This is a genomic window from Shinella sumterensis, from assembly GCF_004514425.2.
Taxonomy (GTDB): Bacteria; Pseudomonadota; Alphaproteobacteria; order Rhizobiales; family Rhizobiaceae; genus Shinella; species Shinella sumterensis.
Genome location: NZ_MYFN02000005.1, coordinates 103,332 through 115,461, shown reverse-complemented (window position 1 = coordinate 115,461; position 12,130 = coordinate 103,332). Strand labels below are relative to the sequence as shown.

At 65.3% G+C, this 12,130-nt stretch carries 12 protein-coding genes; 11 read left to right on the top strand and 1 reads right to left on the bottom strand.

Translation table 11 applies throughout. From position 1 onward, the window contains the following. The first annotated feature begins 45 nt into the window (after positions 1-45). The 9 genes from B5M41_RS11895 to B5M41_RS11855 are packed head-to-tail and all read left to right on the top strand — an operon-like array spanning position 46 to position 9,295. Positions 46-906 (top strand): dioxygenase family protein, encoded by an 861-nt coding sequence (locus B5M41_RS11895; RefSeq protein WP_134648415.1) that lies wholly within the window; start codon positions 46-48, stop codon positions 904-906. Beyond that, positions 903-1,967: a maleylacetate reductase gene (locus B5M41_RS11890; RefSeq protein ID WP_134648413.1), complete on the top strand. Its 1,065-nt coding sequence runs from the start codon at positions 903-905 to the stop codon at positions 1,965-1,967. Before B5M41_RS11895 ends, B5M41_RS11890 begins: the two co-directional genes overlap by 4 nt. A gap of 24 nt (positions 1,968-1,991) precedes the next feature. Continuing rightward, the gene (locus B5M41_RS11885; RefSeq protein ID WP_134648411.1) at positions 1,992-3,269 is read left to right on the top strand and encodes an ABC transporter substrate-binding protein; all 1,278 of its coding nucleotides are present in this window, start codon (positions 1,992-1,994) and stop codon (positions 3,267-3,269) included. A 3-nt stretch (positions 3,270-3,272) separates the two neighbouring features. Beyond that, the gene (locus B5M41_RS11880) at positions 3,273-3,992 is read left to right on the top strand and encodes an ABC transporter ATP-binding protein (protein WP_134648409.1); all 720 of its coding nucleotides are present in this window, start codon (positions 3,273-3,275) and stop codon (positions 3,990-3,992) included. After that, entirely contained in the window at positions 3,992-4,702 is a 711-nt protein-coding gene (locus B5M41_RS11875) for an ABC transporter ATP-binding protein (protein ID WP_134648407.1), read from the top strand. Before B5M41_RS11880 ends, B5M41_RS11875 begins: the two co-directional genes overlap by 1 nt. Then, positions 4,699-5,562, top strand: a complete 864-nt coding sequence (locus tag B5M41_RS11870) for a branched-chain amino acid ABC transporter permease (RefSeq protein ID WP_134648405.1) — start codon at positions 4,699-4,701, stop codon at positions 5,560-5,562. The genes B5M41_RS11875 and B5M41_RS11870 overlap by 4 nt, the downstream gene beginning before the upstream one ends. 1 nt (position 5,563) lies before the next feature. Further along, the gene (locus B5M41_RS11865; protein ID WP_134648403.1) at positions 5,564-6,649 is read left to right on the top strand and encodes a branched-chain amino acid ABC transporter permease; all 1,086 of its coding nucleotides are present in this window, start codon (positions 5,564-5,566) and stop codon (positions 6,647-6,649) included. Then, the gene (locus B5M41_RS11860) at positions 6,649-8,403 is read left to right on the top strand and encodes an FAD-dependent oxidoreductase (RefSeq protein ID WP_134648401.1); all 1,755 of its coding nucleotides are present in this window, start codon (positions 6,649-6,651) and stop codon (positions 8,401-8,403) included. Before B5M41_RS11865 ends, B5M41_RS11860 begins: the two co-directional genes overlap by 1 nt. A 7-nt stretch (positions 8,404-8,410) precedes the next feature. Then, positions 8,411-9,295: an intradiol ring-cleavage dioxygenase gene (locus B5M41_RS11855; protein ID WP_134648399.1), complete on the top strand. Its 885-nt coding sequence runs from the start codon at positions 8,411-8,413 to the stop codon at positions 9,293-9,295. 52 nt (positions 9,296-9,347) lie between these two features. Here the strand turns inward: B5M41_RS11855 and B5M41_RS11850 are convergent, their stop codons facing one another. Beyond that, positions 9,348-10,340 carry a LysR family transcriptional regulator gene (locus B5M41_RS11850; RefSeq protein WP_134648397.1) on the bottom strand — a complete coding sequence of 331 codons (993 nt, stop codon included), beginning with the start codon at positions 10,338-10,340 and terminating at the stop codon, positions 9,348-9,350. A 164-nt stretch (positions 10,341-10,504) separates the two neighbouring features. Here B5M41_RS11850 and B5M41_RS11845 point away from each other — a divergent pair, with 164 nt between their 5' ends. Beyond that, entirely contained in the window at positions 10,505-11,461 is a 957-nt protein-coding gene (locus B5M41_RS11845) for a VOC family protein (RefSeq protein WP_134648395.1), read from the top strand. Between the two features lie 64 nt (positions 11,462-11,525). Continuing rightward, positions 11,526-12,116, top strand: coding sequence for an alpha/beta hydrolase (locus tag B5M41_RS11840; RefSeq protein ID WP_230640061.1), 591 nt, complete (start codon positions 11,526-11,528; stop codon positions 12,114-12,116). The last annotated feature ends 14 nt before the right edge of the window (positions 12,117-12,130 follow it).

Sequence of the window (12,130 nt, the reverse complement as noted above, 5' to 3'; positions counted from 1 at the left end):
AAGTACGCAGTTTCGGCCTGTTAGGTTCTCGTTATGGGAGAAGTCATGCCAGACATATCGTTCAGTGAGCGCACCTCTGCGCAGCGCGTTGCCGAGCGGCTCGACAAGCACGCCGCGGGACCGCTGCAAGCCTTCATGGTTCCCTTCATCGAGCACCTGCACAAGCTGATCCGGGAGACGCGTCCCTCGCAGGCCGACTGGCGGCGGGCGATGGAATTCCTGACCGATGTCGGCCATGCCAGCGATGGCCGCCGGCAGGAATGGGTGCTGCTTTCCGACCTGCTCGGCGTGACCGCGCTGGTCGAGGAGATCAACACGAACCGGCCGAAGGGCGCGACCCCCAACACGGTGCGCGGCCCCTTCTACCGGGCCGATGCGCCGCGGCTGCCGCTCGACGCCAACATATCGCTCGATGGCGTCGGCCCCGTGCTGTCCGTCAGCGGCCATGTGCGGGATCTCGACGGCAAGCCCGTCGCCGGCGCGACGGTCGAGACCTGGCAGGCCAACAGCGAAGGCTTCTACGAGAACCAGCAGCCGGACCAGCAGCCGGAATTCAACCTTCGCGGCATCTTCACGACCGATGGCCAGGGGTGCTTCCGCTACAAGACCGTGCGCCCGGGCGGCTATGCCGTGCCCAGCGACGGCCCCGTGGGCCAGATGCTGGGCGGGCTGGGTTTTGCCATGCGCCGTCCCGCCCATCTCCACTTCCTGATCAAGGCCGCCGGCTTCGAGACGATCAGCACGCATGTCTACGACGGCAGCGATCCGCATCTCGGCCAGGACGCGCTGTTCGGCGTGAAGGACGAGCTGATCGGGGAATTCAAGCCGACCGGGAAGGGAGATGCGTCGACGCTCGACTTCACCTTCACCATGGTCCGGGCGAAGAAGGGACGCGGCACGCCATGACACTCGACTTTACCTATCAGGCAAGTGCGGCCCGTATCGTCTTCGGCAACGGGGCGAGCGGCGATGTCGGCAAATGGGTGGAGGCGCTGGACTGCCGACGCGCGCTCGTGCTGTCGACGCCGCATCAGGCCGGCGATGCGGAGGCGCTGTCGAAGCGGCTCGGGCCGCTTTCGGTCGGCACCTTCACCGAGGCCACCATGCATACGCCCGTCGATGTGACCGAGCGCGCCGTCGCGCGTGCGGCCGAGCTCGGCGCCGATTGCGTCGTCTCGCTCGGCGGCGGCTCGACGACCGGGCTCGGCAAGGCCATGGCTTATCGCACGGATATTCAGCAGATCGTGATACCCACCACCTATGCCGGCTCCGAAGTCACGCCGATCCTCGGCCAGACGGAGAACGGCGTCAAAACCACCGTCCGCAGCCCGAAAATCACGCCGGAAGTGGTGATCTACGATCCGCAGCTGACGCTCGGCCTGCCCGTCGGCATGAGCGTCACCAGCGGCCTGAACGCCATCGCGCATGCGGCCGAAGGGCTCTACGCGCCGGATCGCAATCCCATCACGACGATGATGAGCATCGACGGCATTCGCGCGCTCAAGGAGGCCCTGCCGGCCCTGATCGACAGTCCGCGCGATGGCGCGGCGCGCGAGAAGGCGCTTTACGGCGCCTGGCTCTGCGGCACCGTCCTCGGCCAGATTTCGATGTCGCTGCATCACAAGATCTGCCACACGCTGGGCGGCAGCTTCGACACGCCGCATGCCGAGACCCATTCCATCATGCTGCCGCACACGATCGGCTTCAACGCCTCGGCGGTGCCGGAGTTGATGACGCCGATTTCCGACATTTTCGGCGGCGCGACACCCGGGCGGGCGCTCTACGATTTCGCGAAATCCATCGGCTCGCCGATGGCGCTGAAGGATTTCGGCCTCAGCGAGGCCGATCTCGACCGCGCCGCCGATATCGCCACCAGGAACCCCTATTCCAATCCGCGCCCGATCGACCGTACGGCGATCCGCGCACTGTTACAGGACGCCTGGAGCGGAACACGACCGCCATATTGAATTCTTTTGGGAGGAGGAATGAATATGCTTACGAGACGTGACTTGCTGAAATCCGCAGCCGCCACGGGCGCATTGGCGGCGACATCCGGCCTCGCCATGCCGGCCCTGGCCCAGGGCGCGCCGATCAAGCTCGGCTATGTCAGCCCGCAGACCGGCCCGCTCGCCGCGTTCGCCGAGGCCGACAAGTTCATCATCGATGGCTTCATGGCCGCCACCAAGGCGGCGGGCCTGAATTACGAAGTTGTGGTGAAGGACAGCCAGTCCAACCCGAATCGCGCGGCCGAGGTCGCCAAGGAACTGATCGTCAGCGACGAGGTCAATCTCGTGCTCGTGGCCTCGACGCCCGAGACGACCAATCCCGTGGCCACGACCTGCGAGGCGGAGGAGGTGCCCTGCATTTCGACGGCCGCGCCCTGGCAGCCCTGGTTCATCGGCCAGCAGGCCAATCCGGGCGACCCGGCCTCGTGGAAGCCGTTCAACAGCGCCTTCCATTTCTTCTGGGGGCTGGAAGACGTCATCGCCGTCTATACCAACATGTGGGGACAGCTTGAGACCAACAAGAAGGTCGGCGGCCTGTTTCCCAACGACGGCGACGGCAACGCCTGGGGCGACAAGGCCGTGGGCTTCCCGCCGGTGCTGGAGAAGCTCGGCTACAGCCTCAACGATCCCGGCCGCTACCAGAACCTGACCGACGACTTTTCCGCCCAGATCAACGCCTTCAAGTCCGACGGCAGCGATGTCATCACGGGCGTGATGATCCCGCCCGATTTCACCACTTTCTGGAACCAGGCGCAGCAGCAGGGCTTCAAGCCCAAGGTCGCGTCCATCGGAAAGGCGATCCTGTTTCCGCAGGCACTGGAGGCGCTCGGCAAAAACGGCCATAACCTGTCCTGCGAAGTCTGGTGGTCGGCGAGCCATCCCTTCAAATCGTCGCTGACCGGCCAGAGCGCCGGTGAACTGGCGGAGGGCTTCACCAAGGCCACCGGCCGGCCCTGGACCCAGCCCATCGGCTTCGTCCATGCGCTGTTCGAGGTCGCCGTCGATGTGATGAAGCGCGCCGATCCGACCGACAGCGAAGCGGTGATTGCCGCCATCGCCGCCTCCAATATCGAGACGATCGTCGGCAAGGTGGCCTGGGATGGCGCCAACCTGCCGCCCTTTGCCGGCAAGAATGTCGCCAAGACGCCGCTGGTCGGCGGCCAGTGGCGCCTCAAGGACGGCGGCGGCTACGACTTGGTCATCGTCGACAACCAGACGGCGCCGAACATTCCGACCGGCGGCAAGATGGAAGCGATCGGCTGAGCCATGCCCATCCTCGCCCTCGACCAGGTCTCGAAAAGCTTCGGCGCACTCAAGGTCGCCGACCGGATTTCGTTTGCGCTGGAAAAGGGCGAGGCGCTCGGCGTGATCGGGCCGAACGGTGCGGGCAAGTCGACGCTGTTCAACCTCATCACCGGCAATATCCGCGTCGATGCCGGCACGATCCGCTTCGCTGGCGAGGACGTGACGCGCCAGCCGCCGATGGCGCGGTGCCTGGCCGGCGTCGGACGGACGTTCCAGATCCCGCAACCCTTCGAAAAGCTGACGGTGTTCGAGAACCTGCTGGTCGCCGGCGCCTTCGGCTCGCGCAAGACCGAGAAGGAGGTGGGCGACCGCTGCGCCGACATTCTCGTCGAGACCGGGCTCTACCCCAAGGCAAACCAGCCCGCCGGAAGCCTCGGGCTGTTGCAGCGCAAGCGTCTCGAGCTTGCCCGGGCGCTCGCTACAGAACCGAAAATCCTCCTGCTCGACGAGATCGCCGGCGGGCTGACGGAAGGGGAATGTCAGGAGCTGGTGGAAACGATCCGCGCCATCCACCGGCGCGGCGTCTCGATCATCTGGGTGGAGCATGTGCTGCATGCGCTCAATTCGGTGGTCAGCCGTCTCGTCGTCCTGCATTTCGGCCGGGTGATCGGCGACGGCGATCCTCAGACCATCATGGCGTCCAGGGATGTGCGCGAAATCTATCTCGGGATCGATGTGTGATGGCGCTGCTCGAGACCCATGGCCTGACGGCCTTCTACGGTGATTTCCAGGCCTTGTTCGGCGTCGATATCGCGCTCGACGAAAGCGAGACGGTCGCCGTGATCGGCGCCAACGGTGCGGGCAAGTCGACCCTGCTGCGCTCGATTTCCGGCCTCATCCGCAATGTTCCGGGACAGATCCGCTTTGATGGCCGGGAGATCGGCGCGCTTGCCGCGCCCGATGTCCTTCAACTGGGCATCGCCATGGTGCCGGAAGGCCGCCGTCTCTTTCCATCGCTTTCCGTCGAGGAAAACCTGCTGATCGGCAAATACGGCCGCGTCGGCAACGGCGCCTGGTCGCTCGACAGCATCTACGACCTTTTTCCCGTGCTGAAGGAGCGCCGCCACCAGCCGGGCACGGCTCTGTCAGGCGGGCAGCAGCAGATGGTCGCGATCGGCCGCGGGCTGATGTCCAATCCGCGCGTGCTGCTCTGCGACGAGGTGAGCCTCGGGCTGGCCCCCGTCGTCGTCAGGGACATTTACGCGGCCTTTCCGAAGATCCGCGCAACGGGCGCATCCATCGTCATCATCGAGCAGGATATCGGCCAGGCGCTGAAGGTGGCCGACCGGGTCTATTGCATGATGGAGGGACGGGTGACGCTTTCGGGCACGCCGGCGACGCTGAGCCGCGAGGATATCCACGCCGCCTATTTCGGAGCGCATGCGCGATGAGCTGGCTCGACACCATCCTTCAGGGCATCCTGCTCGGCGGGCTCTACGCGCTCTTCGCGGCGGGCCTTGCCCTCGTCTTCGGCATCATGCGGCTCGTCAATCTCGCCCATGGCGACCTGATCGTGCTCGCTGCCTTCCTGATCCTGCTGCTCGTTTCGGCGCTCGGCCTCAATCCCTTCATCGCTGCCGCAGTCGCGCTGCCGGTGATGTTTGCGCTCGGCTGGGCGCTGCAATTCCTCGTGCTCAACCGCACGCTCGGCAACGATATCCTGCCGCCGCTGCTGGTGACGTTCGGCCTTTCGGTGGTGATCCAGAACGGCCTGCTCGAGGGCTTTTCGGCTGATAGCCGCCGGATCTCGGCGGGCGCGCTGGAAACGGCGTCGCTCCAGATCGGCCCCATCAGCATCGGCACCATGCCGCTCCTCACCTTCCTGTCGGCGGTCGGCGTCATCGTCGCGCTCAACCTCGTCTTCTATCGTACCTCGCTTGGCCGCGCCTTCCGCGCCACCTCGGATGACAGCGCGACGGCCGGCCTGATGGGCATCCGCGCGGAGCGCATCTTCGCCACCGCCACCGGGCTTGCCATGATGGTGGTGACGATCGCCGCGCTCTATCTCGGCACGCGCGCCAATTTTGACCCGACCATGGGGCCGGCACGGCTGATCTACGCCTTCGAGGCCGTCATCATCGGCGGGCTCGGCTCCTTCTGGGGCACATTGGCCGGCGGCATCATCATCGGCGTCGCGCAGACCGTGGGCGCGGCAATCAACCCGGAATGGCAGATCCTTGCGGGCCACATCGCCTTCCTTCTGGTGCTGCTTGTGCGGCCGCGCGGCCTTTTTCCACGGGCGGTGGACTGACATGAGCGATCATCTTTCCGCATCCTCCTGGACCGTTTCGACTCGCACCCGAGGCTCCGCCGTTTCGATGCTGGCGATCCTCGCGCTCGTGGCGCTCGCCTTTGCCGCACCGCTCTTCGTGTCGCGTTCGGTCGTGCAGGATCTGTTCTTCATCCTGACCATGCTGGTGCTGGCGCAATGCTGGAACCTGCTTGCCGGTTATGCCGGCCTCGTCTCCGTCGGGCAGCAGGCCTTTGTCGGCTTCGGCGCCTATGCGATGTTTGCCGGCGTCAGTCTGCTCGGCATGGACCCGATGGCGGCGATCCTGCTTGGCGGGCTTGCGGCGCTGGCGCTGTCGGTGCCCACGGCCTTCTTCGTCTTCCGCCTGCAAGGCGCCTATTTCGCCATCGGCACCTGGGTCATCGCCGAGATCGTACGGCTGTCGCTGGCGCAGTGGAAGGCGCTCGGCGGTGGAACCGGCACCTCGCTGCCGTCCGGTGCCACGCGCGACATGGTCGGCGTGCGTTTCGTCGCCGATCTGCTCGGCGTGCGGGGGCCGCAGGCCACCGATATCGTCTGCTACTGGCTGGCGCTCTTCCTGGCCGTCGTCACCATCGGTTCGATCTACAAGCTGCTGCGCTCGAAGCAGGGCCTGGGGCTTGCGGCGGTGCGCGACAACCGCGAGGCGGCCCGCTCCGTCGGCGTTGATCCGACCTGGACGAAGTCGTTCGTCTATCTGGTGGCCGCACTCGCGACGGGCCTTGCCGGTGCGCTGATCTATGTGCAGAAGGCGCGCATTTCGCCGGATGCCGCCTTCTCGGTTCCCGACTGGACCGCCTATGTGATCTTCATCGTGGTGATCGGCGGCATCGGCACGATCGAGGGGCCGATCGTCGGCGTCATCGTGTTCTACATCCTGCAGAGCCTGCTGGCCGATTACGGCTCCTGGTATCTGCTGATCCTCGGCCTCATCGGCATCCTGATCATGCTGTTTGCGCCGCGCGGCCTGTGGGGCCTGTTTGCCGACCGCACCGGACTCCAGCTTTTTCCTGTCCGCCGTATCCTGGCGGGCCAGCCCAAACCCAAAGACATCAGAGGGAGTGACTGATGGCCGATATCGAAACCGACGTCCTGATCATCGGAACCGGCCCCGCCGGCTCGGCGACCGCCGCGCTGCTTGCGAGCTACGGCGTCGAGAACATGGCGATCAACCGTTACCGCTGGCTGGCCAACACGCCGCGCGCCCACATCACCAACCAACGGACCATGGAGGTGCTGCGCGATCTCGGCCGCGAGGTCGAGGCGGAAGGCTACCTCCATGCCAGCCCGCAGGAGATCATGGGCGAGAACGTGTTCTGCACCGCGATTGCCGGCGAGGAACTCGGCCGTCTCAAGACCTGGGGCACCCATCCGACGTCCAAGGCCGAGCATCTGCTCTCCTCGCCGAGCGAGATGAACGACCTGCCGCAGACCTTCATGGAGCCGCTTTTGTTCAAGACCGCCTGCGCGCGCGGCACGCAGGCGCGCATGTCGACGGAATATGTCAGCCACGTGCAGGACGCCGAGGGCGTGACGACCACCTGCCGCGACCGGCTGACCGGCAAGGACTTCACCGTCCGCTCGAAATACCTGGTCGGCGCCGATGGCGGCAATTCGCTGGTCGCGCAGCATCTCGGCCTGCCCTTCGAGGGCAAGATGGGTGTCGCCGGCTCGATGAACATCCTGTTCAAGGCCGACCTCACCCGCTACGTCGCGCATCGCCCCTCGGTGCTCTACTGGGTGCTGCAGCCGGGCTCGAATGTCGGCGGCATCGGCATGGGCCTCGTGCGCATGATCCGGCCGTGGAACGAGTGGCTGATCAACTGGGGTTATGACATCAGCCAGGGCGTGCCCGATGTCGACAACGCCTTTGCCGAGGGTGTGGCCCGCGACCTGATCGGCGATCCCGATATCGACATCGAGATCACCTCGGTCTCCACCTGGACGGTCAACAACTGCTACGCCACCCGAACCCAGAAGGGTCGCGTCTTCTGCATGGGCGACGCGATCCATCGCCACCCGCCGTCGAACGGGCTCGGTTCCAACACCTCGATCCAGGACGGTTTCAACCTCGCCTGGAAGCTCGCCATGGTGCTGAAGGGCCAGGCCGGCCCCGGCCTGCTCGAAACCTACACGGAAGAGCGCGCGCCGGTCGCCAGGCAGATCGTCACGCGCGCCAACCAGTCGATCGAGGAATTCGGCCCGATCTTCGGCGCGCTCGGCCTGTTGGATTCCATCGATCCGGTGAAGATGCAGGAGAACATGGACCGCCGCTGCGAGGACGGAAGTGCCGCCGAAAGCCAGCGCGCGGCGCTGCGCGAGGCGATCGCCTTCAAGGTCTATGAATTCGATGCCCATGGCGTGGAGATGAACCACCGCTACAAATCCGCAGGCATCGCGACCGATGGCCAACCCGAGCCGGCCTTCACCCGCAATCCGGAACTGCATTTCGAGCAGACCACCTGGCCCGGCGCGCGCCTGCCGCATGCCTGGCTGTTCGGCGAGGGCAACCGCAAGGCCTCTACGCTCGATCTGTGCGGCCACGGCAAGTTCACGCTCCTGACGGGTATCGGCGGGCAGGCCTGGGTCGATGCGGCCGAGACGCTGTCGGCGGAGCTTGGCCTGCCGCTCGTGGCCCATGTCATCGGGCCGCGGCAGACCTGGCAGGATCATTACGGCGACTGGGCGCGTGCCCGCGAGGTGGGCGATGCCGGCGTCGTGCTGGTCCGGCCCGATCATCATGTCGCATGGCGCTCGGAAGGGCTGGTGGCCGACCCCGCCGGCGAACTGCGCCGTGTGCTGAAGACAATTCTGGATCTGTGAGGCGACGATGGAAGCGCATGAGAAGGGTTATTTCACCGAGGAGAACTCCGTCGAGGTCGTGACCGGCCGCAATGCCGGCGCCAGGGACGCGCGCCTGAAGGCGGTGATGGAGGTGATCACCCGCAAGCTGCACGAGGCGGTGAAGGAACTGGAGCCGACGCAGGAGGAATGGATGGAGGCGATCCTCTTCCTCACCCGCACCGGCCAGATGTGCAACGAATGGCGGCAGGAATTCATCCTGCTGTCGGACGTGCTGGGCGTGTCGATGCTGGTGGACGCGATCAACAACCGAAAGCCCTCCGGCGCGTCGGAAAGCACGGTGCTCGGCCCGTTCCACGTCGCCGACGCGCCGGAACTGCCGATGGGCGCCAATATCTGCCTCGACAGCAAGGGCGAGGACATGGTCATCGAGGGACGTATCCTCGATACCGAGGGCAAGCCGATCGCCGATGCCGTCATCGATGTCTGGCAGGCCAATGACGAGGGTTTCTACGATGTGCAGCAGAAAGGTATCCAGCCGGATTTCAATCTGCGCGGCATCTTCCGCACCGGGCCGGACGGGCATTACTGGTTCCGCGCCGTGAAGCCGAAATACTATCCGATCCCGGACGACGGCCCGGTCGGGCAGCTGCTCGGCCATCTCGGCCGCCACCCCTACCGCCCGGCGCACCTGCACTACATCATCAGCGCTGACGGGTTCGAGACGCTGACGACGCATATCTTCGACCCTGACGATCCCTATATCCATTCGGATGCGGTGTTCGGGGTCAAGGAAAGCCTGCTGGCGAAATTCGACCGGGTAAACGATCCGGCCCGCGCGAAGGCCTATGAATTCGACGGCGAATTCTGGGAGGTCAAACACGATTTCGTGCTGGCGCGCGACCAGGCCTGACAGCGGCATCTGAAAGAAAACGGGGGCGGATGCGGATCGCGTCCGCCCCTTTTCATTCTGCCGAATGGATTCGTTCGCGCTCGCCCATGAACGGGCCCTGCACCCACTGGATCGTCTTTTCGTGCTTTTCGACCGCGCGGCGGAGTTCGGCGAACTCCCGGCGCATATGGCCGAGAAACTTGCGGCCGGCGGGGTTCGAATAGGGTTTCTTGCGCGTCATGACGCCGAGCACGCGCTCGGGCTGGGGAATATCCAGCGGGATGATGCTGATCTTGTTTTCGCCGCGGAAGGCGTGGACGACGGAATGCGGCAGGATCGCCAGCGCATCTGTGCCGGCAAGATAGTTCACGACACTCAGCAGCGAGCCGCCGGCATAGCGCAGCGATACCTCCGCCAGCCCCAGCGTCAGCAGGATATTGTGCAGGTCCAGCACCAGAGGCGAGCCCGGCAGCGGCGCGATCCAGGGGTAGTTGACGATATCCTCGGTTGCCAGGGTGCGCTTGCGCACCAGGGGATGGCCGGCGCCGCAGGTCAGCACGTTGCGCGCCGTCAGGATCGGTTCGAAATGCAGGTCGGCGCGCAGGTCGACGGAGCCCGTCGGGGTCACCGCAAGGTCGATCTGGCCGGAATCCAGTTCCGCCACGAGGTCGGGATAGTTGCCGTAGGACTGGTAGACCATGATACCAGGCTCGCCGCGCTGGAACGAGGCGATCATCGGCGACACCACCGCATCCATGAAGAAGGGCACGCCGCCGATCCGCACGCGTCCCGACGAGCCGGACTTGAAGCTGCGGATGATCTCCATCGCCTTGCGCGACGATGCCAGGATGGCCTTGCCTTGCTGGCCGAGCTGTTCGCCGAGCGGCGTCGGCTGCATCGGCCGCCGGCCGGATACGAAGAGTGGCTCGCCGATGCGCTTTTCCAGGATCGACAGCGTGCGCGACACCGCCGACTGCGTCATGCCGAGCATGGCGGCCGCTTCGGTGACGCCGCCGGTCTCGATGACGGCCGCGAGCTGGACGAGGTGGGCTTCGACGATCTTCATAGCAAATTGCTATAGCTTACATGAACAAAGTCAATCACCGGCGGGCTCGAACCTCTATAGTGGAGACAATCACGGACGGCTTGCGACAGGCGGGCTCCAGCCGTGGTTCCCGAGGCGGTGGAGGAACCGCATCCGGAATTGCAATGTCTTTGGAGGAGGACACCATGGCCCTTGTCAGCGGCTATCATCACCTGACGCTCTGCACCGACGGCGTGCAGGAGGATTACGACTTCTACACGAAGGTGCTCGGGCTTTATTCGGTCAAGCGCACCGTGCTGTTCGACGGCACGATCCCCGTCTACCACCTCTATTACGGCTCGCGGAACGGCGACGCCTCGACCATCATCACCACCTTCCCCTTCCGCAAGCCGGCGGTGTTCGGAAAGCGCGGCACCAACCAGTCGAAGATCATCCAGCAGGCCATTCCGGTCGGTTCGGCCGACTATTGGGTCGACCGGCTGAACGAGAAGGGCGTCGAGGCCGCCAAGACGTCGCGCTTCGGCATCACCCGCGTGGCCTTCAAGCATCCGTGCGGCATTCCGCACGAGCTGGTCGAAAGCCCGGCCGACAACCGCCCTTCGATCGTCAACGAGGCGCAGGGCGTGAAGCCCGAGCACGGCATCAAGGGCATCTATGGCGCGGCCATCGCCGTCTTCGATCGCACCGCGATGGACGACTTCCTCGGCGTCGGCATGTCGATGACGAAGGAAGCCGACAGCGACGAGGGTCTGATGTTCTCGGTGCCGAATGCCGGTGGGCCGAACAGCATCGTCGAGGTGCTGCACGAATCCTCCGGTCCGCAGGGCACCTGGACCTTGGCCGGCGGCACGATCCATCACCTCGCGCTGAACACCGGCAACGAGGAAAACCAGCTCAAGCTCAAGGCGCATCTGGAAGGTCTCGGTTTTACCGACGTGTCGGACCAGAAGGACCGCAACTACTTCAAGTCCTGCTATGTCCGCTCGCCCGGCGGGGCGCTGTTCGAGATCGCCTGGTCGGTCGAAGGCGGCTGGGCGCTCGACGAGCCGGCCGACCAGATCGGCACGACGCTGGTCTTCCCGCCATGGTTCGAAGATCGCCGGCAGGAGCTGATTGCAGGTCTCGAACCCGCAAAATTCTGAGCCCGGCGCCATGTCGAACCATGACACGCCACTCCTCCTCGGCGCGAGCCCCGGGGAGGCCCTGGTGCACTGCGTCTTTATCCACGGGCGGACCCAGTCGCCCGAGGATATGGTCGAGCAGGTGATTTCCAGGCTGAAGGTGCCGGGCGTGGCCTTCGTGCTGCCCCGGGCCCGCGGCAACAGCTGGTATGATGCGCGCGCGACGGATGTGCTGACGGATCGCACCCGCAAACAGCTCGAGCAGTCGATCGCCTATGTCAGGCAGCTTGTCGGCGATCTCTCGGGCGCGAAGGATCATGCCAGGCCGCTCCTGATCGGCGGCTTCAGCCAGGGGGCGTGCCTTTCCATCGAATATGCAATGCGGCACGGCCCGTGGAACGGCGCGCTCGCAAGCCTGACGGGATGCCGCGTCGGCACGCCGGATTGCGACCGCCCCTTCGCCGATCTCGATCGGCTGCCGGCCTATCTGACCGGCTCCGACAAGGATCCCTGGATCCCTGTCGATGCCTTTGCCCAGGCAGCCGCGGCGCTCGCCCGCGCCCGCGCAAAGCTTCATTGCGATGTTCTGCCGGACAGGTCGCACGAGGTCTCGGCAACCGAGATCGCGCAGTTCGAGACGATGCTGCGCGGCCTATCGCATCAAAGCTGGTGGTAGCCGCTAAACCGGGC

Excerpts from the sequence above, each read along its gene's own strand:
- B5M41_RS11865 (WP_134648403.1), top strand. The coding sequence starts at position 5,564 with ATGAGCGATCATCTTTCCGCATCCTCCTGGACCGTTTCGACTCGCACC.
- B5M41_RS11880 (WP_134648409.1), top strand. The coding sequence starts at position 3,273 with ATGCCCATCCTCGCCCTCGACCAGGTCTCGAAAAGCTTCGGCGCACTC.
- B5M41_RS11875 (WP_134648407.1), top strand. The coding sequence starts at position 3,992 with ATGGCGCTGCTCGAGACCCATGGCCTGACGGCCTTCTACGGTGATTTC.
- B5M41_RS11860 (WP_134648401.1), top strand. The coding sequence starts at position 6,649 with ATGGCCGATATCGAAACCGACGTCCTGATCATCGGAACCGGCCCCGCC.
- B5M41_RS11895 (WP_134648415.1), top strand. The coding sequence starts at position 46 with ATGCCAGACATATCGTTCAGTGAGCGCACCTCTGCGCAGCGCGTTGCC.
- B5M41_RS11855 (WP_134648399.1), top strand. The coding sequence starts at position 8,411 with ATGGAAGCGCATGAGAAGGGTTATTTCACCGAGGAGAACTCCGTCGAG.
- B5M41_RS11850 (WP_134648397.1), bottom strand. The coding sequence starts at position 10,340 with ATGAAGATCGTCGAAGCCCACCTCGTCCAGCTCGCGGCCGTCATCGAG.
- B5M41_RS11870 (WP_134648405.1), top strand. The coding sequence starts at position 4,699 with ATGAGCTGGCTCGACACCATCCTTCAGGGCATCCTGCTCGGCGGGCTC.
- B5M41_RS11885 (WP_134648411.1), top strand. The coding sequence starts at position 1,992 with ATGCTTACGAGACGTGACTTGCTGAAATCCGCAGCCGCCACGGGCGCA.
- B5M41_RS11890 (WP_134648413.1), top strand. The coding sequence starts at position 903 with ATGACACTCGACTTTACCTATCAGGCAAGTGCGGCCCGTATCGTCTTC.
- B5M41_RS11845 (WP_134648395.1), top strand. The coding sequence starts at position 10,505 with ATGGCCCTTGTCAGCGGCTATCATCACCTGACGCTCTGCACCGACGGC.